20 protein-coding genes and 2 pseudogenes are annotated in these 26,689 nt (G+C 60.0%); 16 read left to right on the top strand and 6 right to left on the bottom strand.

The genetic code is table 11. The annotated features are described in order from the left end of the window. A pseudogene (locus R1A29_RS08105) lies at positions 1–932 on the bottom strand (lipid A biosynthesis lauroyl acyltransferase). Positions 933–1,048: 116 nt separating this feature from the next. Here R1A29_RS08105 and minC point away from each other — a divergent pair. From minC to R1A29_RS08065, 8 genes are all read left to right on the top strand, one after another. Next, on the top strand, positions 1,049–1,786 hold the full coding sequence (gene minC, locus R1A29_RS08100; protein WP_085710676.1) for a septum site-determining protein MinC: 738 nt from the start codon (positions 1,049–1,051) through the stop codon (positions 1,784–1,786). A gap of 169 nt (positions 1,787–1,955) precedes the next feature. Beyond that, complete coding sequence (minD, locus tag R1A29_RS08095) at positions 1,956–2,768, top strand: septum site-determining protein MinD (RefSeq protein WP_064378705.1); 813 nt, start codon at positions 1,956–1,958, stop codon at positions 2,766–2,768. Continuing rightward, positions 2,768–3,022, top strand: coding sequence for a cell division topological specificity factor MinE (minE, locus tag R1A29_RS08090; RefSeq protein ID WP_007960071.1), 255 nt, complete (start codon positions 2,768–2,770; stop codon positions 3,020–3,022). The genes minD and minE overlap by 1 nt, the downstream gene beginning before the upstream one ends. 91 nt (positions 3,023–3,113) lie before the next feature. Further along, on the top strand, positions 3,114–3,749 hold the full coding sequence (locus tag R1A29_RS08085) for an RluA family pseudouridine synthase (protein WP_038367008.1): 636 nt from the start codon (positions 3,114–3,116) through the stop codon (positions 3,747–3,749). 46 nt (positions 3,750–3,795) lie between these two features. After that, positions 3,796–4,896, top strand: a complete 1,101-nt coding sequence (locus R1A29_RS08080) for a hypothetical protein (protein WP_438301116.1) — start codon at positions 3,796–3,798, stop codon at positions 4,894–4,896. Positions 4,897–4,972: 76 nt separating this feature from the next. Next, positions 4,973–6,262 (top strand): M18 family aminopeptidase, encoded by a 1,290-nt coding sequence (locus tag R1A29_RS08075; protein WP_085710626.1) that lies wholly within the window; start codon positions 4,973–4,975, stop codon positions 6,260–6,262. Between the two features lie 131 nt (positions 6,263–6,393). Further along, complete coding sequence (locus tag R1A29_RS08070; protein WP_167443765.1) at positions 6,394–6,570, top strand: hypothetical protein; 177 nt, start codon at positions 6,394–6,396, stop codon at positions 6,568–6,570. Between the two features lie 76 nt (positions 6,571–6,646). Continuing rightward, a complete protein-coding gene (locus R1A29_RS08065) occupies positions 6,647–8,806 on the top strand; it encodes a mechanosensitive ion channel domain-containing protein (protein ID WP_438301115.1) in 2,160 nt (719 codons plus the stop codon). 386 nt (positions 8,807–9,192) lie between these two features. Here the strand turns inward: R1A29_RS08065 and R1A29_RS08060 are convergent, their stop codons facing one another. Continuing rightward, entirely contained in the window at positions 9,193–9,906 is a 714-nt protein-coding gene (locus R1A29_RS08060; RefSeq protein ID WP_134825959.1) for a UTRA domain-containing protein, read from the bottom strand. A 350-nt stretch (positions 9,907–10,256) separates the two neighbouring features. Between R1A29_RS08060 and R1A29_RS08055 the strand changes: the two genes are divergently transcribed. The 6 genes from R1A29_RS08055 to R1A29_RS08030 all read left to right on the top strand — a co-directional run bounded on the left by R1A29_RS08055 (position 10,257) and on the right by R1A29_RS08030 (position 15,629). Further along, a complete protein-coding gene (locus R1A29_RS08055; protein WP_438301114.1) occupies positions 10,257–11,321 on the top strand; it encodes an ABC transporter substrate-binding protein in 1,065 nt (354 codons plus the stop codon). Between the two features lie 114 nt (positions 11,322–11,435). Continuing rightward, a complete protein-coding gene (locus R1A29_RS08050) occupies positions 11,436–12,242 on the top strand; it encodes an alkaline phosphatase family protein (protein WP_438301113.1) in 807 nt (268 codons plus the stop codon). A gap of 5 nt (positions 12,243–12,247) precedes the next feature. Further along, a complete protein-coding gene (locus R1A29_RS08045; RefSeq protein WP_438302019.1) occupies positions 12,248–13,084 on the top strand; it encodes an ABC transporter permease in 837 nt (278 codons plus the stop codon). Then, positions 13,071–13,871 carry an ABC transporter permease gene (locus R1A29_RS08040; RefSeq protein WP_065261898.1) on the top strand — a complete coding sequence of 267 codons (801 nt, stop codon included), beginning with the start codon at positions 13,071–13,073 and terminating at the stop codon, positions 13,869–13,871. The genes R1A29_RS08045 and R1A29_RS08040 overlap by 14 nt, the downstream gene beginning before the upstream one ends. Next, complete coding sequence (locus R1A29_RS08035; protein ID WP_408987758.1) at positions 13,868–14,857, top strand: ABC transporter ATP-binding protein; 990 nt, start codon at positions 13,868–13,870, stop codon at positions 14,855–14,857. The genes R1A29_RS08040 and R1A29_RS08035 overlap by 4 nt, the downstream gene beginning before the upstream one ends. 118 nt (positions 14,858–14,975) lie before the next feature. Further along, the gene (locus R1A29_RS08030; RefSeq protein WP_438301112.1) at positions 14,976–15,629 is read left to right on the top strand and encodes an HAD family hydrolase; all 654 of its coding nucleotides are present in this window, start codon (positions 14,976–14,978) and stop codon (positions 15,627–15,629) included. Between the two features lie 45 nt (positions 15,630–15,674). On the opposite strand, the gene R1A29_RS08025 is transcribed toward R1A29_RS08030, so the two are convergent. Beyond that, complete coding sequence (locus R1A29_RS08025) at positions 15,675–16,637, bottom strand: zinc-binding dehydrogenase (RefSeq protein WP_114881979.1); 963 nt, start codon at positions 16,635–16,637, stop codon at positions 15,675–15,677. Positions 16,638–16,818: 181 nt separating this feature from the next. On the opposite strand from R1A29_RS08025, the gene R1A29_RS08020 reads away from it, so the two are divergent. Further along, positions 16,819–18,903 carry a carboxy terminal-processing peptidase gene (locus tag R1A29_RS08020; RefSeq protein WP_438301111.1) on the top strand — a complete coding sequence of 695 codons (2,085 nt, stop codon included), beginning with the start codon at positions 16,819–16,821 and terminating at the stop codon, positions 18,901–18,903. A 134-nt stretch (positions 18,904–19,037) separates the two neighbouring features. After that, a complete protein-coding gene (locus R1A29_RS08015; RefSeq protein ID WP_438301109.1) occupies positions 19,038–20,828 on the top strand; it encodes a bifunctional diguanylate cyclase/phosphodiesterase in 1,791 nt (596 codons plus the stop codon). A 94-nt stretch (positions 20,829–20,922) separates the two neighbouring features. Here R1A29_RS08015 and R1A29_RS08010 read toward each other — a convergent pair whose 3' ends face one another. The 3 genes and pseudogenes from R1A29_RS08010 to R1A29_RS08000 form a co-directional block, all read right to left on the bottom strand. Then, complete coding sequence (locus R1A29_RS08010) at positions 20,923–21,429, bottom strand: hypothetical protein (RefSeq protein ID WP_438301108.1); 507 nt, start codon at positions 21,427–21,429, stop codon at positions 20,923–20,925. Then, a pseudogene (locus R1A29_RS08005) lies at positions 21,422–21,789 on the bottom strand (hypothetical protein). Before R1A29_RS08005 ends, R1A29_RS08010 begins: the two are co-directional and overlap by 8 nt. Next, positions 21,789–26,549, bottom strand: coding sequence for an RHS repeat-associated core domain-containing protein (locus tag R1A29_RS08000; protein ID WP_438301107.1), 4,761 nt, complete (start codon positions 26,547–26,549; stop codon positions 21,789–21,791). The pseudogene R1A29_RS08005 and the gene R1A29_RS08000 overlap by 1 nt, the downstream one beginning before the upstream one ends. Positions 26,550–26,689 lie beyond the last annotated feature (140 nt).

The following is a 26,689-nucleotide window of genomic DNA, read 5'->3' as shown; positions in this document are numbered from 1 at the left end:
TCAACGACGTTTGGCGTACAGCTTCGGCTCGCCCGGCGGACGGCTCTTGAAGCGCCGGTGCGCCCACAGGTACTGCTCGGGGCAATCGCGCAACACGCCTTCCACCCACTGATTGATGCGGATGCAATCGGCTTCTTCGGTCTCCCCGGGAAACCTTCCAGCGGCGGATGGATCACCAGACGATAGCCGCTGCCGTCCGCCAGACGCTCCTGAGTGAACGGCACCACCAGCGCCTTGCCCAGTCGGGCGAACTTGCTGGTGGCGGTGACCGTCGCGGCCTGAATGCCGAACAACGGCACGAAGATGCTTTGTTTGGCGCCGTAGTCCTGATCCGGCGCGTACCAGATCGCGCGCCCGGAACGCAGCAGTTTGAGCATGCCACGCACGTCGTCACGCTCCACTGCCAGCGAATCGAGATTGTGCCGCTCGCGGCCCTGACGCTGGATGAAATCGAACAGCGGGTTCTTGTGTTCGCGGTACATGCCGTCGATGGTGTGCTGCTGGCCGAGCAGCGCCGCGCCGATTTCCAGGGTGGTGAAATGCACCGCCATCAGAATCACGCCCTTGCCTTCGCGCTGGGCCTTTTGCAGATGCTCCAGGCCTTCGACGTGAGCCAGTTTTGCCAGACGCTGACGGGACCACCACCAGCTCATCGCCATTTCAAAGAACGCGATACCGGTGGAGGCGAAGTTTTCCTTGAGCAGGCGCTTGCGCTCGGCGGCGGATTTTTCCGGGAAACACAGTTCCAGATTGCGCTTGGCAATGCGCCGCCGGTCGCCGGCGAAGCGGTACATCAGGGCGCCGAGAAAACGACCGATGGCCAGCAATGCCGGATAGGGCAACTGCACCGTCAGCCACAACAGCCCCAGGCCGCACCAGAGCGGCCAGAAGCGTGGCGCGAGAAATGCTTTTCGAAAACGCGGGCGATCCATTAAAGCTTCCGTAAATAAGTGGCCGCGCATTCTACATCGTTCAGCCCGGCTTGCGGCTGGCGGGCGTTCTCGTTATAAGTCTCGGCACTTTTAGTGACAAGCCGTTGTATGCCGACATGAGCCAAAACGAATCGCCAGACCAAGATCCCGTGTTCCAGTTGAAGGGCAGCATGCTCGCCATCACGGTGCTCGAGCTGTCCCGTAACGACCTGGACAGCCTCGATCGGCAACTGGCCGCCAAAGTCGCCCAGGCACCGAACTTCTTCAGCAATGCGCCGCTGGTCCTGGCGCTGGACAAACTGCCGCCGAGCGAAGGCGCGGTCGATCTGCCAGGCCTGATGCGCGTATGTCGCCAGCACGGCCTGCGCACCCTGGCGATCCGCGCCAGCCGCATCGAAGACATCGCCGCCGCCATCGCCATCGACATCCCGGTGCTGCCGCCGTCCGGCGCCCGTGAGCGACCACTGGAAACCGCCGAACCCGTTGCACCGAAGAAGCCGGAAAAACCGCCGGAGCCGACCGTCAAACCGACCCGTGTCATCACCACGCCAGTACGTGGTGGCCAACAGATATATGCACAAGGTGGCGATCTGGTGGTGGTGTCCTCGGTCAGTCCGGGGGCGGAACTTCTCGCCGATGGCAACATCCATGTATACGGCCCGATGCGCGGTCGTGCGCTGGCCGGGGTCAAGGGCGACACCAAGGCGCGGATTTTCTGTCAGCAATTGAGCGCTGAACTGATCTCCATCGCAGGCCATTACAAGGTTTCCGAAGACCTGCGTCGCGATCCGATGTGGGGTTCGGGCGTACAGGTCAGCCTGTCGGGCGACGTGTTGAACATCATTCGGCTTTAACGGATACTGCCGCATTTTCCAAGCATCTCTAAAACGTAGCGAAAACGGCTCAAACGAAGTAGGAAAAAGGCCAAAAGCCGAATTCCAGCCAAGGCTGTCCGACTGCAGTAGTTTTCAAGAGATGTTTTTCAGGGGCTGAACAGTCCTTCTTCCTTAGGGGTGAAACACCTTGGCCAAGATTCTCGTGGTTACATCCGGCAAGGGTGGTGTGGGTAAGACCACCACCAGCGCCGCTATCGGTACCGGCCTCGCTCTGCGCGGCCACAAAACAGTGATCGTCGACTTCGACGTGGGCTTGCGTAACCTCGACCTGATCATGGGTTGCGAGCGCCGCGTGGTGTATGACTTCGTCAACGTGGTCAACGGCGAAGCCAACCTGCAACAGGCCCTGATCAAAGACAAGCGCCTGGAAAACCTTTACGTACTGGCCGCCAGCCAGACCCGCGACAAAGACGCGCTGACCCAGGAAGGCGTGGAAAAAGTCCTGATGGAGCTCAAGGAACAATTCGAGTTCGTCGTCTGCGACTCCCCGGCGGGCATCGAGAAAGGCGCCCACCTGGCCATGTACTTCGCTGACGAAGCGATCGTCGTGACCAACCCTGAAGTTTCCTCGGTACGTGACTCGGACCGCATGCTCGGCCTGCTGGCCAGCAAGTCCCGTCGCGCCGAACGCGGCGAAGAACCGATCCAGGAACACCTGCTGATCACTCGCTACCACCCGGAGCGCGTCGAAAAAGGCGAAATGCTGGGCGTCGAAGACGTCAAGGAAATCCTCGCCGTGCGCCTGCTGGGTGTCATTCCGGAATCCCAGGCCGTGCTCAAGGCTTCCAACCAGGGCGTCCCGGTTATCCTCGACGACCAGAGCGACGCCGGCCAGGCCTACAGCGATACCGTTGATCGCTTGCTGGGCAAGGAAAAAGAACACCGGTTCCTGAATGTCGAGAAGAAGGGATTCTTCGAGCGTCTGTTTGGAGGTAGGTAATGAACCTTTTTGACTTCTTTCGTGCCAACAAAAAGCCAAGTACCGCCTCGGTCGCGAAAGAGCGTCTACAGATCATCGTGGCGCATGAACGCGGCCAGCGCAGCACCCCTGACTATCTGCCATCCCTGCAAAAGGAACTGGTGGAAGTGATCCGCAAGTACGTCAACATCGGCAACGACGACGTACACGTGGCACTGGAAAGCCAGGGCAGCTGCTCGATTCTGGAACTCAACATCACCCTGCCCGATCGCTGAGTCGATCCGGCAGGAACGACGGCGGCTCAGGGCCCTTCCCCCACCGGGAGGGCCCTGAGCCGCCGTTGGCATTTGTTACGAGGCTGTTTTAATGCCGCTGTCCAACATCCACATCATCCATCAGGACGCCGCCGTACTGGTGGTGAACAAACCGACCCTGTTGCTCTCGGTGCCCGGCCGGGCCGACGACAACAAGGACTGCCTGATCACCCGCCTGCAGGAAAATGGCTACCCGGAAGCGCGCATCGTCCATCGTCTGGACTGGGAAACCTCCGGCATCATCCTGCTCGCTCGCGACGCCGACACCCACCGCGAACTGTCGCGGCAGTTTCACGACCGTGAAACCGAAAAGGCCTACACCGCCCTGGCCTGGGGCCAGCCGGAACTGGACAGCGGCAGCATCGACCTGCCCCTGCGCTACGACCCGCCAACCAAACCACGCCACGTCGTAGACCACGAATTCGGCAAACACGCCCTGACCTTCTGGCGCGTGCTGGAACGTTGCGGCGACTGGTGCCGCGTCGAGCTGACGCCGATCACCGGCCGTTCGCACCAGTTGCGCGTACACATGCTGTCCATCGGTCATCCGCTGCTCGGTGACGGGCTCTACGCTCACGAACAGGCCCTCGCCGCCTGGCCGCGCCTGTGCCTGCACGCCAGCATGCTCAGCTTCACCCACCCACAGTCCGGCGAACGCTTGCGCTTCGAATGCCCGGCTCCGTTTTAAGCACTGCCTGACCGGCAGTCGCCTGTTTTAAAGGATTTTGTTCCGGATGAGTTGTACTGATTCCCTGGCAACACCCGTCAAGAAGACCCGTCACCAACTGCTTTACCTGATCTACGGCAACCAGGATGTTTACCGGCGCGAAGCCAAGTTCAGCATCCTGACTGCCCTGTCCCAGGCCAAGACCGGCAAACGCCCGGCAATCAGGGTTCTCACTGATCGGCCGCAGGACTACGAAGGCTGGCCGGTCGATACCGTGCTGCTCGACGAACCGACACTGACTCGCTGGCAGGGCCACCACGGCTATCACCACCGACGCAAGGCCTGCGCCATCGCCGCCGGCCTGCAACTGGCCGAAAAGACCTTGTTCGTCGATACCGACACCCTGTTCACCAGTGACCCGAACCGCCTGTTCCCGCACATTACTGCCGGGCAGTCGGTGATGGATCGCTTCGAATACGACTGGAAAGATGTCTTCGAGCGCGACGACTACCTGAAGCTCGGTCGCGATCTCGGTGCCCATGGCGTCACCCCGGAAAACGGCTTCAAGCTCTACAACAGCGGGCTGTGCGGCGTGACCGACAGCGACGGCGCATTGTTCGAGGAGTCGATCCGCCTGATCGACGAATGGACAGCAGACGGTTTCGAGATCCATACCATCGAACAGGTCGCCCTGTCGTTCGCCATGCGCAAACGGCCGGTGGTCGAGGCCCGCAAGTACGTCTATCACTACTTTGCGGAAAAGCGCTTTTTCCACGCGATGCAGGCGTTTTTCTTCGCCCAGCACGGCGAAAAGTTCAGCCAGCGGCTGGTGGATCTGTGCAAGGACGTACCAAGGGTCAAACCGTTCCCGTCCGCGTGGCAGCGCCTGAAAATCAAATGGAAGCTGCGCAACCAGAAAGGCACCCTGCGCAAGGTCGGTCGCGATCTGCTGTACGGCAGCGCCGCCCCGGATCATCCGTACTACAGCGCCTGTCGCCATGAGTGGTGGGAATGTGCCTCGCGGGAGATTCTTCGCTGGGACGAAAGCCGTCAGAAAAAGCTCCTGAACCAGAGCCGCTGGCCGCAACAACTGCCTCGCCCGGAAAAAACCGAAGACGAAAAAGTCATCATGTCCTACCTGAAAAAACGCGTGGCCGCCGCTCGCTGACGCGAGCGGTACATGTCATGTCCCAAGCATCAGGCCGATGCGTTAAACTCCCGCCCATTGCTGTCTGGAGCTTCTTATGCGCGAAGAGTTGAACCAAGGCCTGATCGACTTCCTCAAGGCCTCCCCTACCCCGTTTCACGCCACCGCCAGCCTTGTTCAACGCCTGGAGGCCGCCGGTTATGTGCGCCTCGACGAGCGCGAGACCTGGCACACCGAAGCCAATGGCCGTTACTACGTCACCCGTAACGACTCCTCGATCGTCGCGATCAAGATGGGCCGCAACTCCCCGCTGCACGATGGCATCCGTCTGGTCGGCGCCCACACCGACAGCCCGTGCCTGCGGGTCAAGCCGCAACCTGAACTGCAACGCCAGGGTTTCTGGCAACTGGGTGTCGAAGTCTACGGCGGCGCGCTGCTGGCACCGTGGTTCGATCGCGACCTGTCATTGGCCGGCCGCGTCACCTTCCGTCGCGATGGCAAGGTCGAGAGCCAGTTGATCGACTTCAAGGCCCCGATCGCGATCATTCCCAACCTGGCGATTCACCTCAACCGTGAAGCCAACCAGGGTTGGGCCATCAACGCCCAGACCGAACTGCCGCCGATTCTCGCGCAGTTCGCCGGTGACGAGCGTGTAGACTTCCGTGCTGTACTGACCGATCAACTGGCCCGCGAGCACGGTCTGAATGCCGACGTGGTGCTCGATTACGAGCTGAGCTTCTACGACACCCAGAGCGCTGCGGTCATCGGCCTGAACGGTGATTTCATCGCCGGCGCCCGCCTCGACAACCTGCTGTCGTGCTACGCCGGCCTGCAAGCCCTGCTGACCGCCGACACCGAAGAAACCTGCGTGCTGGTGTGCAACGACCACGAAGAAGTCGGCTCCTGCTCGGCCTGCGGCGCCGACGGCCCGATGCTGGAACAGACCCTGCGTCGCCTGTTGCCCGAAGGTGACGAGTTCGTCCGCACCATTCAGAAATCCCTGCTGGTCTCGGCCGACAACGCCCACGGCGTACACCCGAACTACGCCGAAAAGCACGACGCCAATCACGGCCCGAAACTCAACGCCGGCCCGGTGATCAAGGTCAACAGCAACCAGCGCTACGCCACCAACAGCGAAACCGCCGGTTTCTTCCGTCATCTGTGCATGGCCGAAGAAGTCCCGGTGCAAAGCTTCGTGGTGCGCAGCGACATGGGCTGCGGCTCGACCATCGGTCCGATCACCGCCAGCCACCTGGGCGTGCGCACCGTCGACATCGGCCTGCCGACGTTCGCCATGCACTCGATCCGCGAGCTGTGCGGCAGCCATGACCTGGCGCATCTGGTGAAAGTACTGAGCGCGTTCTACGCCAGTCGCGAACTGCCGTAGAAACCACGGGGATCGCAACTCCGCGTTGCGATCCCCTGCCCTGCGAAACCGGCTCATTTCTGATACACATCACCACCGGTCGGCAAAAAGCGACCTAGACTCAAGTCATCCCCTTCGACAAGGCTGTCGCCATGATCTCGATGTCTGCGTTCCACTCCATGCTCATTCCGATCCTGTCCGGAATGATTCTGCTGGCGATCGGCTTCAACTTCCGCGACAAGAACGCCGGCGTGCTCGCCATGTGGATCGGCATGCTGATGATCCTGGCCACCGTGGTCTACAAGATCCTCGCCAAACTCAACGAATAAATCCGCGCCCGGCTCGCATTGATTCTGGCGGGCTCGTACACTCGCCCGATCCGCCCCTTGCGAGGTTGACCGCCTAGTGTTCGCTCGTTTCTTTGCCCTGCCCTGCCTGTTCCTCGTCTGCCTGATGACGCTGCTGCCGTCGGCGCCTGCCCACGCGGTGGGTCTGCCCGGCCTGCTCAATGGCTCGAACAAGGCGCAACCGGAAGCCCAGGAACCGCTCGGCCAGTCACTCGACGAAGTCATCAAGTCCCTGGAAAACGATCAGCAGCGCACCCAGTTGCTGGGCGACCTGAAAAAACTGCGCGACGCCACGAAAAAAGCCCAGGCCACCCCGGAAGAAGGGGTGCTGGGCCTGATCGGCGGCACCCTGGCCAATTTCGAAAAACAGTTCACCGGCAGCGACAGCCCGCTCAATCGCTGGTCTGCCGAATTCGAACTGGCCAAGGACGAACTGTCCGCCCTGATAATGCCAGCCAGCGAATGGCTGCCGATCATCTTCGGCTTCGCCATGATCCTGATGGTCTGGAGCCTGCTCGCCGCCGCGCTGATCTGGCTCGGCCACCGGGTGCGCATGCGATTCGGCCTGACCGAAGAACTGCCGCAACATCCCCGGGCCCTCGACATGCTGCGCTTCGCCCTGCGCAAGCTTGGACCGTGGATGATCGCGCTGGTCATCACCGTCTACATGAGCTACGCGCTGCCATCGTCCCTCGGCAAAAGCCTGGCGATGGTTCTGGCCTACGCTCTGGTAGTCGGCACCTGTTTCTCGGCGATCTGCGTGATCGCCTTTTCCGTACTCGACGGCCCGCACCGCCACCGTGCGTTGTACATCCTGCGGCATCAGGCCTTCCGCCCGTTGTGGCTGATCGGCAGCTTCGCCGCGTTCGGAGAGGGGCTGAACGATCCGCGCCTGGTGGCAGGTCTGGGCGTACACCTGGCCCACACCGCCGCGACCGTCACCAATGTGCTGGCGGCGCTCTCGACCGGCCTATTCATCCTGCGCTTCCGCCGCCCCATCGCGCACCTGATCCGCAACCAGCCACTGTCCCGCCGCCTGACCCGTCGCGCCCTCAGCGACACCATCGATATCCTCGGCACCTTCTGGTACGTGCCGGCGCTGGTGCTGGTGGGGATTTCCCTGTTCGCCACCTTCGTCTCCGCCGGCGACACCAGCACCGCCTTGCGCCAGTCGCTGATCTGCACCGTGCTGCTGGTGTTGTGCATGGTCATCAACGGCCTCGTTCGCCGTCACGCCCTCAAACCCCAACGCGGGCCGAAACGCCACGCGCTGTATTCCGAGCGCCTGAAAAGCTTCTTCTACACCCTCGCGCATCTGCTGGTGTGGCTGGCCTTCATCGAACTCGGCTTGCGGGTCTGGGGCATGTCACTGATCGGCTTCACCGAAGGTGAAGGCCACGACATCAGCGTCAAACTGTTCAGCCTGATCGGCACGTTGATCTTCGCCTGGCTGATCTGGATCCTCAGCGACACCGCCGTCCACCACGCCCTCACCCGCTCCCGCAAAGGCCTGGCCAACGCCCGCGCGCAAACCATGATGCCGCTGATCCGCAACGTGCTGTTCGTGGCGATCTTCATCATCGCCCTGATCGTCGCCCTGGCGAACATGGGCATGAACGTCACGCCACTGCTGGCCGGTGCGGGCGTGATCGGTCTGGCCATCGGCTTCGGCGCCCAGTCATTGGTGGCCGACCTGATCACCGGCCTGTTCATCATCATCGAAGACTCCCTGGCCATCGACGACTACGTCGACGTCGGCGGCCACCTCGGCACCGTCGAAGGCCTGACCATCCGCACCGTCCGCCTGCGGGACATCGACGGCATCGTCCACACCATCCCGTTCAGCGAAATCAAAAGCATCAAAAACTACTCCCGGGAATTCGGCTACGCGATCTTCCGCGTGGCGGTGCCCTTCAACATGAACATCGACGAAGCCATCAAACTGATGCGCGAAGTCGGCCAGAAAATGCGCACCGACCCGCTGCAACGCCGCAACATCTGGTCGCCACTGGAGATTCAGGGTGTGGAAAGCTTCGAATCCGGCAACGCAATATTGCGCGCCCGGTTCAAGACCGCACCGATCAAACAGTGTGAAGTTTCACGGGCGTTCAATCTGTCGCTGAAAAGGCATCTGGATGAGGCCGGGCTGGATCTGGCGACACCGAGGATGAATGTGCAGGTGATTACCGCAGGTGGTGGTGGCCAAACTCAGGAGTAACCCAACCTCCACGCCTCCCCCACTCAAAACGATGAGCGTTAGCTCGAGTACCGCTTTTGCCGTGCCGGCCCCATCGGCAGGCTGAGTGGAGGGATTCATCCGGGGGTAGGCGCGTAGCGCCGTTCGACGAAGTCGAACACATCGAGAGGAGGTGCAGCGAAGCAAACCGTAGGCGATGCCCCCGGATGAATCCCGGAACGAAGGAACCCCGAGCCTCAGCGAGGGGCCGAACGCAGGGGCCAAGCGTTTTGGTTCCTTTTTGGCGTCTGAAAAAGGGACTCGCCGTAAGGGCGAAACCGTCAGCCGCCACACCCGAAGCAACGGATATTCACCCAAAACAACCCAAAACCTGGTCGGCCCAAAGGCCGCCAAGGTCAAGGTCAAGGTCAAACAACGTCAACCCCAACGTGAATCGCATCATGCCGCCAAAACTCCAGATCACAATCAATCAACCGCCCCGACTGATCATAATTGACCCGAGCAATCCGCAACCCCGGACTCCCCACCGAAACCCGCAACGCCGCCGCCGCATCGACCGATAAAGACGTAGGCACAATCTCGAACCGCACCCGCCCATAGTGCAAATCGTAATGCCGCGCATACAGCTCGGTAATCGACTGATTCAAATCAAACTCCAGAATCCCCGGGAAATACTGCGGATTCAGATAATGCTCCACATACAACACCAGCCGCCCGTCGATCCGCCGCGACCGGCAGATCTGAATCACGCTCGACAACGCCGGCAACTGCAACCACGCACACACCGCTGCTGACGCCGGCTGCAACCGCGCCGAAATCACCTCGGTCGACGGCACCCGCCCCTGCGCACTGACCATCGCGTGAAAGTGACTGCGCTGCATCAGGTTGTAGGCCAGCCGCGGCGGCGACACGAACCAGCCCCGACGTTCCTCGCGATAAATCTGCCCTTGGGCCTCCAGTTGCAACAAGGCTTCACGCACCGTAATGCGCGTAGTGCCGAACAACTCGCTGAGCTTGCGCTCGGCCGGCAACTTGCTGCCCGCCACGAGCAATCCATGGTCGAGCTGCTCCTGAAGGATCTGCCCAATGGCTGTCACCGCTTTTGTTGCCTCATCGCGCATCAACGTTACCTATCTGGACTAGACCAGCACTGTTTCGGGGCAAAACCGCACGACTATTGCGCCGTTCGGTCGTGTTGCAAGCCTAGGCAGTGCAGATGACCGAGAGATGACAAAACTACCGAACGGTCGCGCTGACAACTTGCAATACATCGGCCAAGTCCCTTGCCAGCCGGGACTTTGAGGGTGGTCTACGCTTACCGGGTAGCCGTAGATACCGGAGAAAATAATCGCTGGTCAGGCATGCGCCGACATCAAAGTGTCATCCAGCCCCCTACATTGGCTCAGGTATTGCTGACCTAGACCAACACAAACCGCAATCGCAGCGTTGAACACGACCAAGGAGCTTCGGAATGAAACAGCTTTTCCTGGCAACACTGTTAGGCTCGACCATTGCCATGTGCACCGCCGCCATGGCGGCTGATGATCTGAAAACCCTCGAAGCCGCTGCGAAAGCGGAAGGCGCCGTCAACAGCGTCGGCATGCCCGATGACTGGGCCAACTGGAAAGGCACCTGGGAAGACCTGGCCAAGACCTACGGCCTGAAACACATCGACACCGACATGAGCTCGGCCCAGGAAATCGCCAAGTTCGCTGCCGAGAAAGACAATGCCACCGCCGACATCGGCGACGTCGGCGCGGCCTTCGGCCCGATCGCGGTCAAGCAAGGCGTGGTGCAACCGTACAAGCCGACCACTTGGGATCAGGTTCCTGCATGGGCCAAGGACAAGGACGGCAACTGGGCACTGGCCTACACCGGCACCATCGCTTTCATCGTCAACAAGAAACTGCTGCACGGTTCCGCAGTACCGACCAAATGGGCTGACCTCAAGGGCGGCAAATACAAGGTCTCCATCGGTGACGTGAGTACCGCTGCACAAGCTGCCAACGGCGTACTCGCCGCAGCACTGGCCAATGGCGGCGACGAGAAAAACATCCAGCCTGCCCTGCTGCTGTTCGCAGACATCGCCAAGCAGGGTCGCCTGTCGATGGCCAACCCGACCATCGCCACCATGGAAAAAGGCGAGATCGAAGTCGGCGTGGTCTGGGACTTCAACGGCCTGAGCTACAAGGCCAAGATGGCCAACCCGGATGACTACGTGGTGCTGATCCCGTCCGACGGCTCGGTGATTTCCGGCTACACCACCATCATCAACAAATACGCGAAAAACCCGAACGCCGCCAAGCTGACCCGCGAATACATCTTCAGCGACGCCGGCCAGACCAACCTCGCCCGTGGCAACGCCCGTCCGATCCGCGCCGAGCACCTGACCCTGCCGGAAGACGTGAAAGCCAAGCTGCTGCCGAACGAGCAGTACAAGAAGGTCACGCCGATCAAGGACGCCGATGCGTGGGAAAAAACCTCGAAGGCCCTGCCGCAGAAGTGGAACGAAGAAGTCATCGTAGAGATGAAGTGATGTTGTAGATCCCGCTTTCGGGATTGCTCAAGCCCCTGTGGGAGTGAACTCGCTCCCACAGGGGAATCTGCGTCGAATTCAAAATCTGATCTGTTTCGCGGAGTTTTTGCCCCTATGAAGCACAACGTCATCCTTGTCGTGCTCGACGGCCTCAATTACGAGGTCGCGCGTCACGCCATGGGGCATCTGCAGGCTTACGTTGGCGCAGGACGCGCCGCGCTCTACCAGTTGGAGTGCGAGCTGCCGGCCCTGTCCCGACCGCTTTACGAATGCATCCTTACGGGCGTGCCGCCCATCGACAGCGGCATCGTCCACAACAACGTCTCGCGCCTGTCCAACCAGCGCAGCATCTATCACTACGCCCGCGATGCCGGTCTGAAAACCGCCGCGGCGGCGTACCACTGGGTCAGCGAGTTGTACAACCGCTCGCCGTTCGTGGCCGCACGGGACCGTCACACCGATGACCCGAGGCTACCGATCCAGCACGGCCACTTCTACTGGAACGATCACTACCCGGACTCGCACCTGTTCGCCGACGCCGAGAACCTGCGCCTGCGCCACGCCCCGGACTTTCTGCTGATCCATCCGATGAACATCGACGACGCCGGCCACAAGCACGGCCTCGACACCCCGCAATACCGCAACAGCGCACGCAGTGCCGACATCATCCTCGCCGACTACCTGCAAGGCTGGCTCGACGCCGGTTACCAGGTACTGGTGACTGCCGACCACGGCATGAACAACGACCGTTCGCACAACGGCCTGTTGCCGGAAGAACGCCAGGTGCCGCTGTTCGTGCTCGGTGATGCCTTCAGCCTGAATGCGGACGCCACGCCAAAGCAGACCGACCTCTGCGGCACCGTCTGCGAGTTGCTCGGCGTCCCCCACGACAAACCTGTGTGCCGGGAGTTGCTCAAGTGAACTCAATGACTCGCGGCAAATGGCTGGCCGCCCTGTGCCTGGTGCCTTTTGCGCTGTTCTTTATCGTGTTCGAAATCGCCCCGCTGATCTGGGTGATGATCAACAGCCTGCAATCGGAAGAATTCGGCTGGGGTTTCGCCAACTTCAGCAAGATCTTCAATTCGAAGTTCTATTTGCAGGCGATCCAATACAGCCTCGAAATCAGTTTCTGGTCGAGCGTGTTCGGCATCATCATCGCGGTACTCGGCGCCTACTCCCTGCGTCGGGTCGATTCGAAGCTGCGCAACTTCGTCAACGCTTTCGCCAACATGACCAGCAACTTCGCCGGCGTGCCCCTGGCGTTTGCCTTCATCATCCTGCTCGGCTTCAACGGCAGCATCACCATCATGCTGAAACAGGCCGGGATCATTCAGGATTTCAACCTGTACTCGAAAATCGGGCTGATCATCCTCTACACCTACTTCCAGATTCCCCTCGGCGTCCTGCTGCTGTACCCGGCGTTCGATGCCCTGCGTGAAGACTGGCGTGAATCCGCCGCGCTGCTCGGCGCTGACGGCTGGCAGTTCTGGCGCCACATCGGTTTGCCCGTGCTGACCCCGGCCCTGCTCGGCACCTTCGTGATCCTGCTGGCCAACGCCCTCGGCGCCTATGCCACGGTATACGCGCTGACCACCGGCAACTTCAACGTGCTGCCGATCCGCATTGCGGCGATGGTCTCCGGCGACATTTCCCTCGATCCGAACCTGGCCAGCGCCCTGGCCGTGGTGCTGGTGGCGCTGATGACCATGGTGACCGTCGTGCATCAACTGCTGTTGAAGAGGAGCTACCATGTCTCGCGCTGAATCCGGCCCGGCCGGCGTCTACCACCGCGTCGTGGTCTACCTGCTGTTCGCCATTCTGCTGCTGCCGCTGCTGGGCACCCTGATCTATTCGATCGCCAGCAGTTGGTCGGCCACCGTGCTGCCCAGCGGCTTCACCTTCAAGTGGTACATCCAGTTGTGGAGCGACCCGCGCTTCCTGCATGCCTTCGGCCAGTCGCTGCTGGTGTGTGTCGGTGCGCTGATCCTGTCGGTGGTGCTGATTTTGCCGCTGCTGTTCGTGGTGCATTACCACTTCCCGAAACTCGATGCGCTGATGAACATCCTGATCCTGCTGCCCTTCGCGGTGCCGCCGGTGGTGTCGTCGGTGGGATTGTTGCAGCTCTATGGTTCCGGGCCGTTCGCGATGGTCGGCACGCCGTGGATCCTGATCGGTTGCTACTTCACCGTGGCGCTGCCGTTCATGTACCGGGCAATCACCAACAACCTGCAGGCGATCAACCTGCGCGATCTGATGGATGCCGCCCAACTGCTTGGCGCGAGCACCTTTCAGGCGGCGTTCCTGGTGGTGCTGCCGAACCTGCGCAAGGGTCTGATGGTCGCGTTGCTGCTGTCGTTCTCGTTCCTGTTCGGTGAGTTCGTGTTCGCCAACATCCTGGTCGGCACCCGCTACGAAACCCTGCAGGTCTACCTCAACAACATGCGCAACAGCAGCGGCCACTTCACCAGTGCGCTGGTGATTTCCTACTTCTTTTTCGTGCTGGTCCTGACCTGGGTCGCCAACATCTTGAACAAGGACAAAAGCGAATGAGCTATGTCAGCGTCCAACACCTTCAGAAAAACTACGCCGGCACCACGGTGTTCAGCGACATCAACTGCGAAATCCAGAAGGGTGAGTTCGTCACCCTGCTCGGCCCGTCCGGTTGCGGCAAATCCACCCTGCTGCGCTGCATCGCCGGCCTGACGCCGGTGGATGGCGGCAAGATTCTGCTCGATGGTGTCGACATCGTGCCGCTGACGCCACAGAAACGCGGGATCGGCATGGTGTTCCAGAGCTATGCGCTGTTCCCCAACATGACCGTGGAGCAGAACGTCGCCTTCGGTCTGCGCATGCAGAAGGTCAATGCCGACGACAGCCACAAGCGCGTCACCGAGGCGTTGAAACTGGTTGAACTCAACGACTTCGCCAGTCGTTATCCGCATCAGCTCTCCGGCGGTCAGTGCCAGCGTGTCGCCCTCGCCCGCTCTTTGGTCACCCGTCCGCGTCTGTTGTTGCTGGATGAACCGTTGTCGGCTCTTGATGCGCGGATTCGCAAACACCTGCGTGAACAGATCCGTCAGATCCAGCGCGAGCTCGGCCTGACCACGATTTTCGTCACCCACGATCAGGAAGAAGCCCTGACCATGTCTGACCGGATTTTCCTGATGAATCAGGGAAAGATCGTACAGAGCGGCGACGCCGAAACCCTCTACACCGCCCCGGTCGACGTGTTCGCCGCCGGCTTCATCGGCAACTACAACCTGCTGGATGCCGAGAGTGCCTCGAAGCTGTTGCAGCGGCCGATCAGCCACCGCATCGCGATTCGCCCGGAGGCCATCGAACTGAGCCTGAACGGCGAACTCGATGCGCAGATTCGCAGCCACAGCCTGCTGGGCAACGTGATCCGCTACCGCATCGAGGCCCGAGGCGTGGAACTGGTGGTGGATGTGCTCAACCGTTCGGCGGCGGATCTGCATCCCGACGGTCAGCGCCTGGCGCTTTCCATCGATCCGACGGCCCTGTGTGAGGTAGCTTGAAAATAGCTGCAAGCTGCAAGCTGCGAGCTACAAGCTTCAAGCTGTAGACTGCGGCGTACCTGATTCCAACTCTTGCTGCTTGAAGCTTGTAGCTCGCAGCTGTTCTCGGAGAGAACCGATGGCCCTGGCAATTTTTGATCTGGACGAAACCCTGATCCACGGCGACTGCGCCACCCTCTGGAGCGAACAGATGGGCCGCCTGGGCTGGGTCGATCCCGAGTCGTTCATGCGCAGGAACAACGAGCTGATGGACGCCTACAGCCATGGCAAGTTGCGCATGGAAGACTACATGGAGTTCAGCCTCGAACCGCTGATCGGTCGCACCCCGGAAGAAGTCGAGCATCTGGTCGGGCCGTGGGTGGAAGACTTCATCGAGCCGATCATCTTCAGCGATGCGACCAAAGCCATCGCCGCCCACCGCAAGGCCGGCGACCGGATTCTGGTGATCTCGGCCTCGGGCACGCACCTGGTCAAACCGATTGCCGAACGACTGGGCATCGACGAAGTTCTGGCCATCGAACTGGAAGTGGCCCATGGCGTGTACAGCGGCCACACCGTGGGCACCCTGACCTATCGCGAAGGCAAGATCACCCGTCTGCTGGAATGGCTGGACGCCGAAGAGGAAAACCTTGAGGGCGCGAGTTTCTATTCCGACTCACGCAATGACCTGCCGCTGCTGCTGAAGGTGGATTTCCCGCATGTAGTCAATCCGGATCCGGTGTTGCGCGAGCAGGCCGAGAAAGCTGGCTGGCCGATCCATCTCTGGAAGTAAGCGATTGTCTTGTGGGAGCACATTTGCTCCCACAAGCCTCGATGATCAGCTCAGGCTGTCGTCGATCACCAGTACCAGCTTCCCGGCGACCGTGTTGCTCGCCAGCTCGGCGAAAGCCGCTTCGGCATCCTTGATCGCAAAGGTCCTGGCCAGTTGCGGCTTCAGCCGCCCTTCGGAAAACAGCGGCCACACATGCTGGCTCAGATCGCTGAACAGATCCGCCTTGAACTGATCGTCGCGGCTGCGCAGGGTCGAGCCCAGCAGTTGCACACGCTTGGCCAGTACCTGGGCAAGATCGAGTTTCGCCTCGCGGCCGCCCATCAGGCCGATCAGCACCCAGCGTCCGTCCTGAGCCATCAGCTTGAGATTCAATGCGGAATAATTGCCGCCGACCGGATCCAGAATCACATCGAACGGCCCGAAGTCCCGCAGGCTTTCCAGATCGTCAGTGCGCACCACACCGCCCTGGGCGCCCAGCGCTTCACAGTAGGCCAAACGCTCGGCCGATCCGACGCTGACCCAGCACGGATTGCCAAACGCCTTGCACAGTTGAATGGCGGCGGAACCGATGCCACTGGCGCCGGCATGCAGGAGAACTTTCTCACCCGGTTTGAGCGCAGCGAGTTGAAACACATTCAGCCAGACCGTCGCGTACACCTCAGGCAGTGCGGCCGCTTCGATCAGCGACACACCTTCCGGAACCGGCAGCACATGCCGCCCGTCGACGACCACTTCTTCGGCCATCCCGCCCCCGGCCAGCAAGGCGCAGACCCGATCACCAACCTGCCAGGACGAGCCGGCGCCGACTTCGCTGATGACTCCGGAGCATTCAAGCCCCAGCACCTGACTGGCACCCGGTGGCGGTGGATAAAGCCCCGCCTTCTGTAATAAATCCGCGCGATTGAGGCCCGCTGCCGCCACCCGGATGCGAACTTGTCCTACATCACACGCAGGACTCGGCTCATCAACCCATGCCACTTGACCTTCAACGCCTTGCAATGCCTTCACAGTGCCTCCATAGTGAGTCTGGACTGAGCCCGAAGCTGTAGCGCCGGGCTTTTTGCATTATGCGACCGGCCCTGGGGTCTGAACGATCGCTGAACAGCAGTTATCGTACAGAGCGTAGAGGTACCGGCGACTTCAAAGACGGCCTAATATGCGTTATCAATTGTCCCCGCGTCGAATCAGCATGAAGCATCTGCTCCCCAGCACCGCCCTCGCTCTTTTCATCGGTATCGGCCTCTTGCCGGTGTCGGGCAGTACATTCGCAGCCAACAGCTGGGACAAGTTGCAGCCTGATCGCGATGAAGTGATTGCCAGTCTGAACGTCGTCGAGTTGCTCAAGCGCCACCACTACAGCAAGCCGCCGCTCGACGATGCGCGCTCGGCGATCATCTACGACAGCTACATCAAGCTGCTGGACCCGTCGCGCAGCTATTTCATGGCCAGCGACATCACCGAATTCGACAAGTGGAAGTACCAGTTCGACGACTTCCTCAAGAGCGGCGACCTCAACGCCGGCTTCACCATCTACAAGCGTTATCTGGATCGCGTGAAGGCGCGTCTGGACTTCGCCATCGCCGAGCTGGACAAAGGCGTCGACAAGATGGACTTCACCACGAAGGAAACCTTGCTGATCGATCGCAAGGACGCTCCGTGGCTCAAATCCACCGCCGAACTTGACGACCTGTGGCGCAAACGCGTGAAGGACGAAGTGCTGCGGCAGAAGATCGCCGGCAAAGAGCCGAAGCAGATCCAGGAAACCCTGACCAAGCGCTACAAGAACCAGTTGGCGCGTCTGGACCAGACCCGTGCCGAAGACATCTTCCAGGCGTACATCAACACCTTCGCCATGTCTTACGATCCGCACACCAACTATCTGTCGCCGGATAATGCGGAAAACTTCGACATCAACATGAGCCTGTCCCTCGAGGGCATCGGCGCCGTGTTGCAGAGCGACAACGATCAGGTGAAGGTCGTGCGTCTTGTGCCGGCAGGTCCTGCCGACAAGACCAAGCAGGTTGCTCCTGCCGACAAGATCATCGGCGTTGCCCAGGGCAACAAAGAGATGGTCGACGTGGTCGGCTGGCGCCTGGACGAAGTGGTCAAGCTGATCCGTGGTCCGAAAGGCACCGTGGTGCGTCTGGAAGTCATCCCGGCCAGCAATGCGCCGAACGACCAGACCAGCAAGATCGTGCCGATCACCCGTGAAGCGGTGAAGCTCGAAGATCAGGCCGTGAAGAAATCCATCCTGAGCCTCAAACAGGACGGCAAGGACTACAAGCTCGGCGTGATCGAGATTCCGGCCTTCTACCTGGACTTCAAGGCGTTCCGCGCCGGTGATCCGGACTACAAGAGCACTACTCGTGACGTCAAGAAACTGCTGACCGAACTGCAGAAAGAGAAAGTCGACGGCGTGGTCATCGACCTGCGCAACAACGGCGGCGGTTCCCTGCAGGAAGCCACCGAGCTGACCAGCCTGTTCATCGACAAGGGCCCTACCGTGCTCGTGCGTAACGCCGATGGCCGGGTCGATGTGCTTGAAGATGAAAACCCGGGCGCGTTCTACAAAGGCCCGATGGCGCTGCTGGTCAACCGCCTGTCCGCCTCGGCTTCGGAGATCTTCGCCGGCGCCATGCAGGACTACCACCGCGCGCTGATCATCGGTGGCCAGACCTTCGGCAAAGGCACCGTGCAGACCATTCAGCCGCTGAACCACGGCGAACTGAAACTGACCCTGGCCAAGTTCTACCGGGTTTCCGGCCAGAGCACCCAGCATCAGGGCGTACTGCCGGATATCGACTACCCGTCGATCATCGACACCAAGGAAATCGGCGAGAGCGCCCTGCCGGAAGCCATGCCGTGGGACACCATCCGCGCGGCGATCAAACCGGCGGTCGACCCGTTCAAGCCGTACCTGGCCCAGCTCAAGTCCGAGCATGATGCCCGCTCGGCGAAGGACGCGGAGTTCGTGTTCATCCGCGACAAGCTGGCCTTGGCGCAGAAGCTGCTGGAAGAGAAAACCGTCAGCCTCAATGAAGCCGATCGTCGTGCCCAGCACGCCGACATCGACGCCAAGCAACTGGCGATGGAAAACATCCGTCGCAAGGCCAAAGGCGAAGAACCGCTCAAAGAGCTGAAGAAAGAAGACGACGACGCCCTCGCGGCAGCCGAGCCGGACAAGGTCAAACCGGAAGACGACGCCTACCTGAGCGAGACCGGGCGCGTGCTGCTGGATTACCTGAAGCTGAGCAATCAGGTGGCCAAGAAGTAAGGTGATGGCAATTTAATGGTGACGATCCCCGGATCGTCATCAAACAGTCATCATTCTGTCGTGCAATAAAGGACTGGGAGCGGTTCTCTTCATCGAGAACGCTCCCAGTCCTTTTTTTATCGCCAGAGATTGCCATGACCACGACCGAACAGCTGAGTGCCTTGAGCTCGATCCTGACTCAAAGCGGTTTGCACAGCCTGTTCCAGCCAATCATTTGCCTCTCCGAACGACGCATTCTCGGTTATGAAGCCCTGACTCGCGGCCCGTCCAACAGCCCGCTGCACTCCCCCATCGCCCTGTTCGCCGTGGCTCGTCAGGCCGGGCGTTTGAGCGAACTGGAAATCGCCTGCCGCCAAAGCGCCTGCCGCCGTTTCAACGAACAGCAATTGCCGGGCAAACTGTTTCTCAACGTCTCTCCCGAATCCCTGCTCGAAGCCGCACACCAGCCGGGGCGCACGTTGCAACTGCTGCAGGACTTCGGCATTCCACCGAGCCAGGTGGTGATCGAACTCACCGAGCAGACCCCGATCGATGACTTTCAGTTGCTGCAAACGGCACTGCATCACTACCGGGCGATGGGGTTTTCGATTGCACTGGACGATCTTGGCGCGGGTTATTCAAGTCTGCGCCTGTGGTCGGAGCTGCGGCCGGATTACGTGAAGATCGACCGGCACTTTATCGATGGCATTCATCAGGACGCGTTGAAACGCGAATTCGTCGGATCGATCCTGCAAATCGCCAAGGCCTCCAGGGCCCAGGTGATTGCCGAAGGTATCGAACTGCCGGAAGAGCTGGCGGTGCTGACCGAAATGGGCGTTGATCTGGTGCAGGGCTACCTGCTCGGGCGCCCGCAGGAAAACCCGCCACGCGACGCCCGTGCCTTGATGCCCAAACACGACAGCAGCGCCGTGGCACTGAATGACGAAGGCAGCGACCTCAGCGCCCTGCTCAACGATCAGCCGGCCGTAATTCGCGACACCCCCACCGCCACCGTCCTCGAAGCGTTTCGCCGACAGGCCAACCTGAACTCGTTGGCGGTGCTGGACGAACAAGGCCAGCCCTGCGGCATCGTTCATCGTCATTCATTGTCCGATGCCTTGCTCAAGCCGTTCGCCACCGATCTGTTCGCCCGTAAACCGATCAGCCGCCTGATGAACGACGACTTCCTCGCCGTGGAAATGAGCCAGTCGCTGCAACAAGTCAGCCGCCTGATCACCAGCCGCGCCCGACAGCGCATCGAAGAGGATTTCATCATCACCCTCAACGGCAGTTACCTGGGCCTGGGCCGGGTGATTGACGTGCTCAAACTGATTACCGAACTGAAAATCCAGCAGGCTCGGTATGCCAACCCGCTGACTCTGCTACCCGGCAACGTACCGATCCAGCAATGCCTGACACGGTTGCTGCAACAGGGACGGGAGTCGGTTATTTGCTATGTCGATATCGATAGCTTCAAGCCCTTTAACGATATCTATGGGTATGGGCGTGGGGATGAGGTGTTGTTGTGTCTGGCGCAATGCCTGAACGAACGTGTAGACCCATCCCGTGATTTCGTCGGGCATATTGGCGGGGATGATTTTCTGTTGGTGCTCGGCCCGGAGGACTGGCGCAAGCGGCTCAACCAGTTGCTTGATGATTTCCAGAGCCAATGCCGACGGTTTTACCGCCCCGAACACCTTGAGGCTGGGTGTTTTGTTGCGCCGAATCGCCAGGGAATTCGGCAGGAGTTTCCGTTGTTGTCATTGTCCATTGGCGTTGTGCATTTGCATCCTGAGGCTTGTGCGCAACTGGATGCGAGCCAATTGGCGGAGATGGCTTCGCAGGCGAAGCATCATGCTAAGAATGTGCCGGGGTATAGTGTGCATTTGATTGATAGCCTCACAGTTCCCGACCTTCATACACCGCAGGTTATTGGCCAGCGTTGACTCCCCAAACAACACAAATCCCCGCGGAAGAGAGATTGGTCGCGAAGGGGGCGGCCCAATCAGCCCGATTGTTATTATCTCCATCCTTCTCCAATCAAAGCCGAGGATCACCAAACAAACTCAGATCGAATCGTGCTCTGCAATTAAGATAGAATTCACCCTCAAGGCTAGTCTTTTCATGACGAAGATCCATCATCTGCTTATAAAACGACTTTATAGCTGGATCACTTGAACTACTCATAGCATTAATCACATCACACTTTTTATAAACCCGCTCCGCCATACTCATCACATTCTCGAAATACTCCTCACGATTTTCAATCCCGAGAAATCTCGAAAATTGAAAGGGCAAATTTTGCCCTGACCGAAAAACATCGCAAAGACTAAGCACCAAAAGCTCTGCAAAGTACAACCGTTCTCTGCAGCTCGGATTTGAGATCAGCTCCAGTAAACCTGCGTCTCCACACTCGCCTAGAATATTTAGATCCACAGCATCGGGATCTTCACTGTACTGATCACCAAATAGTTCTGCGTTCGATTCGCCGCGACTCCACCGCTTAAAGTCGTTAAATGACCATCTACCCTCGATGACTTCAATCATTCAATGCCCCTCTTGAGCTTTCAAGTTGATACCTCACCAAACACTTCAGCAACACCTGCATAAATCGGCGCTGATCCAAAACATCTTCGTCAAAATACGTCGTCATTCGCCCAAACACACGATCAAAACTGTCACCCTCTTTTAAAAAATGAACGATAGTATCCGTTAGGGAAGCTTGTTCTCCAGGGGTATACTCCAAAAATCAGACTTCAATAGAAGATCAAATAACTCAGCCAACTCTTCATCATCATTAACATTTTTGGAAACTATAACCCTTTCCCTCTCGCTATCCCTTGTATTCTCTATATCAAACACAAAAAGCAAATTTTTTATATCAACAATCTCATATGAAGTCTTCATCAATCAAAATCCGTATACGCCGTCTTAACACGCCCATTTGCATTAAGTATGACTACCGCCTTCGTTTGCCTTCCATATTCAAGGCTTCCTCGCTTGTATCCCTCACCAATCACCTTACCCATTTCAATCGGCCTTTTCGATATTTGCAAATTTGTGTATCGAAGAATCAGCTGTGCTCTATAAATAGCATTTAACTGATCTCTATGGCTCAAAAAATGCGTAGCCGCCGATGGGATCATAGGTTGTCCTCTCCTCCTCCCATCGCTATAAATTTCCACGACTCCTGTGGTCGGATTTTTAGCTGAGGTAATTCGTTCAAACTGAGAGTTCAAAGTAGTTTGAGCACCGTGTTTTTCCAGAAAGTGCTCTCCATTCGTTGGATCTTCCATAGCATGTAAGCGCCTATGAGCATTTTCCTCTGCTACCTCATCAATCCTCGCCCGCCGCTCCCGCGCTGTCATCTTTGGCAGAGGGGGCGCGCCCTCTTCGACGACCACGCGACCCGCTTCGTATCGCATCGGACGGCGCGGGGTCGGCGGCGGGCAAGTACAACTCAACCCCAACGGATCCACCCACCCCGTCGGATTCGGTACGTACCGGTACTGATTCAACCCACCCGCCAGCTTCACCGGATCCGGCGTCAGGTACCGTCCAACGTCCGGGTCGTAATACCGGTGCCGGTTGTAGTGCAGCCCGCTTTCCGCATCGAAATACTGCCCCTGAAACCGCAGCGGCTGGTCCAGGTAGTCGTCGGTCGCCAGCTCCAGCGAGGTGACTTTGCCGTAGGCGCTGTATTTGGTTGACCAGACGATGTCGCCGCTGTAGTCGGTCAGTTCCTGCGGCGTGCCCAGGTGGTCGAGCTGGTAATAGAACGGGCAGGCGCGTTTCGGGCCCTTGCCGTCGAGCATCGCCAATGGGCGGAAGGTGCCGGGTTCGTAGATGAAGCTGCGGTGCTGTTCCTGGCTGCTTTCGGCGATCAGGTGATCGCCTTGCCAGAAGAACTCGGTGGTCTGGCCGTCGACGGTCTTGCGGATGCGGCGACCGAAGGCGTCGTAGTGGTAAGTGGCGGTGGTGCCGTCGGGACGAGTGATGCCGATCAGGCGATGCTGGCTGTCGTAGCGGTATGCAGTGACGAGTTGTTGGGCGCGGCCGCGGCGTTCGCGGATCAGGTTGCCGAAGGCGTCGTAGTCGTAATGGCGGTCGCCCTGCATCAGCAGGCGGTTGCCTTTGATCTGTGTCGGGCCCGGCCGGTCCTGCAGCAGGTTGCCGGCCGGGTCGTGGGCGAAGTTTTCCGGCACATCGTCGCGGGTGTGGCGCACGCGGATCAGCCGGTCGAGGGCGTCGTACTGGTAGCTGCGCTGGCCGTGGCGGGTGTCGGCGATGTGTTCGAGGTTGCCGTTGGCGCTGTAGGCAAAGTCGCGGCGGTACAGCGCGCTGCGTTGATGGCCTACCGCGTGGGACAGCAACCGTCCTTGTTCGTCGTAGGCATATTCGCTGAGCAGCAGGCCTTGCTGGCGCTGCTGTTCGCGACCGTTCTGGTAGACGTGGCGGGTGAGCAAGGCGCCGTTGAGGTCGATCGCGGTCAGCGCGCCGCCCTTGGCGTAGTGGTAGTCGAGTTTGCTGTTGTCCGGCAGACGCATCCGGCTGAGTTGGCCGCAGGCATCGTAGGTGTAACGCAGGGTGCCCCAGCCCTGATGCTCGCGTACCAGGCGGTCCTGCAGGTCGTATTCGAAGGCCAGTGGGTGATTCTGGCCGTCATCCACCCCGACCAGCCGACCGAGGCGGTCGTAGCGGTATTCAACCGTGCTGGCATCGGGCAGGGTCTTAAGCAGCAGGCGTCCGGCAGCATCACGTTGGTAGCCGGTGACCAGCGTCGAGCCGTCATCACCGTACTCGGTCTTCTCCAGCAGATGACCGTTGCGGTCGTAGGCATACGCGGTGCGCCGCCCATCAAAACCGGTTTCCTGTCGGATCAATCCGGTCGGCGTGTAGTCCAGCAGGTACTTCTCGCCGGACTCGTTCTCGATCTCCGTCAGCAACAGCTGCGCATGGTCGTAGCGATACTGCAGCCGCGTACCGTCGGGATTGATCCGCCGGCTGACCAGATGCAGGTCGTCGTCATACTCGTAGCGGGTGATCCGCCCCAACTCATCACGTTCGGCGGTGATCTGGCCGTAGGCGCTGTAGGACCAGGCACGGGTGGCACCGGTTGGAAGCGTGGTCTGGATCAGGCGGCCAACGGCATCCCAGGCGTACTGGGTGACCGCGCCGTGTTCGTCCTGCGCAGTAATCCGCCGCCCCAACGCGTCGTAGGAAAACTTCCGAACCCCACCGTCGGGCAGGCTTTCCTCGACCAGTTGCCCGAGGTCGTTCCACACGAACACGTGCCGGCCACTGTCCGGATAACGGATCGACAGCAGCCGTCCTTGCGGGTCGTAGTGGTAATGAGTGACATGGCCGTCAGGATCGACCGCTTCGGTGATATCGCCCTGGGCATTGCGCCGGTACGTCCACACGGCATCGCCACGCGAACGGCGGTGCAGGAAACCATTGCGGTACTCGTAGGACGTCGGCGCATCGTCCGGCGGAATCAGCGCAACTAACCGGCCGGCGTCGTCGTAGCGGTATTCGGTGACCGCCCCCAGCGCATCCTGCTCGGCGACCAGCCGGCCCTGCGCATCGTAGGCCTTGAGCTGCTCACCACCGTCGGCGGCCACCTGACGCACCAGCCGCGCCGTGTCGTCGTGGACGTAAACCTCTTCACGGCCATCGACGTACTGCACCCGCACACTGCCGGCGGCGTCCCAGACGTAACGCGTGTCCATCTGCGAAAACGACGCCCAGTGCCGCACGCAACGCGCCGCCTTGCCGGAACGCTCCCACTCCCAAAAGAAACTCGCGCCGCCAGTCAACTGCCGTTGCAGGATGACGTGCCGATCGTCGTAGTCGTAACGCTCGCTTTCGCCGACGGCGTTGGTCGCCTCGATCAACCGATGACGGGCATCAAAGCGATAGCTGACCAACGTCTGCTCGGTACGCCAGGCAGACTCCCGAAAAACCTGATAATCGACCGCGACCAGATTCGCCCGCTCATAGCGCAGCAACAAGGAACGACCGGCCCCGTTATCGAGGCGCTGAACCCGGTCGGAAAGATCTCGATGCACCGTCAGACGATTGCCGTAGGCATCACTGATGAGCGTCAGACGCCCAGCCCGAAAGTGATAAAACCGCGCCGCGTCCCCCGCCAGCGCAACGATCAACTCCTCCGGCTCATCCCCAAGAAAGATCGCCGCCCGCGACAGACTGTTGTGAATCGCCGGCCGCTCGACACTCGGCAGCGGAAAACGCGTGCGCCGGTTCTCGTGGTCAACCCAGACCACCGAAGCGCCATCAACCTCCAGCCGATGCGCCAGCGAATGGCTCCAGCCAAACCCCAACCCGACATCGATCTCGACTGCGCTGGTGCGATACAACCGGCTGAACTCGAACGGCAACAACCCATCGAGCACACCGTCAGTCAGGGTCAGCAGCTCCTCGCCGGTGACCATCGACACCGGGCAACCGTTGGTGCAGGTCCGGGGGACGCAATCAGCGCTGTCGCCGTTGGGGTTCTTCGCCTGATCAGGCTTGTCGTCGTGATGCTCGTCTTTTTTCAGGGAAGCGTTGCGTTTGGCATCCCAGCGCAATTGCATGCGGCCCTTTTTCACCCCGGCGGCGATGCCCCGTGCGGCAACAGATTTGTATTGGTTCACGTAGTCGATGACGGTGCCGACAATGCCGAACAACGCCTTCACCAGACGCGTCACCGCCGACAACAACTGAGCGCCACGATCCACCAGGCGCAAGGTCAGATACGCAATCCCCGCCCCGGCACCAACGAAGGTCAGCACAACGCCGATCAACACATCGATCAGCAGTTGCACCACCACCATCGAGACGGCCTCGGCGGTTTTTCCGGCAAGTTCACCGGGCGGCAGCATCTCGAGCCACAGACTGGCCGTGCGCAACAACAGACAGAGCGCCGCTTCGTCACTGACGAGCAGTTGGAGTTGCTCCATTTTCTCCGGCATCGACTGCGCGAAATCGGCCAACGCCGTCGCGCTGTCTCCCAGCCGGCCTGCAAACTGAAGAGGATTCTGGAGAATCTCCGACAGCAACCCAATGCTGTCCCACACGCCCTCGATCGCTGCCCAGCTCCCGGCCAGCAGGCCGTTGCCCGCAACCGTCGCTACCGACTGTGACCACTGCGGCTTGAAGCCCTGCCATTCGCTGCGCAACCAGCTATCCAGCTGTTGGGTCAGGCCATCGTAGGACTCGAAAAGCGCATCAACCTGTTTCTCGCGGGCCTCGCCGTTCACCACCACCCGATAGAACTTGCCCGGCTTACCGGTGAACAAACCTTTGCCCTGAGCATCGAGCGTGACGGACTTGACCTCGCCGCTATCCACCGCCACCACATCGACAGCGATGTCGCCCAACGGAATGTCGTACACCGACTCGAACTTGCTCTCGATCTCCATCCGCCCGGTTTCGGGGCATTGCACGACAGCCGAAGAGAAACGCTTGTCGTCAATGGCGACCGCCGTGCTGTGTGCACCGAAACGGATGATCCGCTCCATCCCCATCAGTGACGGCAGGTCGGCCGCATGACTGACGCTGTCTGCCGAGCGACTGAACCAGTGCCTGAGCTGTTCGCGATAGAGATCGAGGGTGCGGGGAAAGCTGTCGAGCGCTTGCTCGATGCGGGTGACGGCTTCCATCAACGCATTCCCATGCGCATGACGAAATGAAAAACCGGGTCGAACATGGGCGTTCCCTCGCGCAAAAATCAGGCGAAGGACTTTGCGGGGGATCAAACAGAAAAGAAGTCAGGCGAGTAGGCGGAGGATGTAGGAGAAGT

Source organism: Pseudomonas sp. NMS19W (genome assembly GCF_051554255.1).
Classification (GTDB): domain Bacteria; phylum Pseudomonadota; class Gammaproteobacteria; order Pseudomonadales; family Pseudomonadaceae; genus Aquipseudomonas; species Aquipseudomonas kribbensis.
The sequence above is the reverse complement of the archived record's forward strand: the minus strand, read 5'-3'. Positions and strand labels throughout refer to the sequence as shown.

What these genes read in the sequence shown, in the direction of transcription:
- minC (WP_085710676.1), top strand. Translation starts at nt 1,049, where the DNA reads ATGAGCCAAAACGAATCGCCAGACCAAGATCCCGTGTTCCAGTTGAAG.
- minE (WP_007960071.1), top strand. Translation starts at nt 2,768, where the DNA reads ATGAACCTTTTTGACTTCTTTCGTGCCAACAAAAAGCCAAGTACCGCC.
- R1A29_RS08085 (WP_038367008.1), top strand. Translation starts at nt 3,114, where the DNA reads ATGCCGCTGTCCAACATCCACATCATCCATCAGGACGCCGCCGTACTG.
- R1A29_RS08080 (WP_438301116.1), top strand. Translation starts at nt 3,796, where the DNA reads ATGAGTTGTACTGATTCCCTGGCAACACCCGTCAAGAAGACCCGTCAC.
- R1A29_RS08075 (WP_085710626.1), top strand. Translation starts at nt 4,973, where the DNA reads ATGCGCGAAGAGTTGAACCAAGGCCTGATCGACTTCCTCAAGGCCTCC.
- R1A29_RS08070 (WP_167443765.1), top strand. Translation starts at nt 6,394, where the DNA reads ATGATCTCGATGTCTGCGTTCCACTCCATGCTCATTCCGATCCTGTCC.
- R1A29_RS08060 (WP_134825959.1), bottom strand. Translation starts at nt 9,906, where the DNA reads ATGCGCGATGAGGCAACAAAAGCGGTGACAGCCATTGGGCAGATCCTT.
- R1A29_RS08055 (WP_438301114.1), top strand. Translation starts at nt 10,257, where the DNA reads ATGAAACAGCTTTTCCTGGCAACACTGTTAGGCTCGACCATTGCCATG.
- R1A29_RS08050 (WP_438301113.1), top strand. Translation starts at nt 11,436, where the DNA reads ATGAAGCACAACGTCATCCTTGTCGTGCTCGACGGCCTCAATTACGAG.
- R1A29_RS08045 (WP_438302019.1), top strand. Translation starts at nt 12,248, where the DNA reads ATGACTCGCGGCAAATGGCTGGCCGCCCTGTGCCTGGTGCCTTTTGCG.
- R1A29_RS08040 (WP_065261898.1), top strand. Translation starts at nt 13,071, where the DNA reads ATGTCTCGCGCTGAATCCGGCCCGGCCGGCGTCTACCACCGCGTCGTG.
- R1A29_RS08035 (WP_408987758.1), top strand. Translation starts at nt 13,868, where the DNA reads ATGAGCTATGTCAGCGTCCAACACCTTCAGAAAAACTACGCCGGCACC.
- R1A29_RS08030 (WP_438301112.1), top strand. Translation starts at nt 14,976, where the DNA reads ATGGCCCTGGCAATTTTTGATCTGGACGAAACCCTGATCCACGGCGAC.
- R1A29_RS08020 (WP_438301111.1), top strand. Translation starts at nt 16,819, where the DNA reads ATGAAGCATCTGCTCCCCAGCACCGCCCTCGCTCTTTTCATCGGTATC.
- R1A29_RS08015 (WP_438301109.1), top strand. Translation starts at nt 19,038, where the DNA reads ATGACCACGACCGAACAGCTGAGTGCCTTGAGCTCGATCCTGACTCAA.
- R1A29_RS08010 (WP_438301108.1), bottom strand. Translation starts at nt 21,429, where the DNA reads ATGATTGAAGTCATCGAGGGTAGATGGTCATTTAACGACTTTAAGCGG.
- R1A29_RS08000 (WP_438301107.1), bottom strand. Translation starts at nt 26,549, where the DNA reads ATGGAAGCCGTCACCCGCATCGAGCAAGCGCTCGACAGCTTTCCCCGC.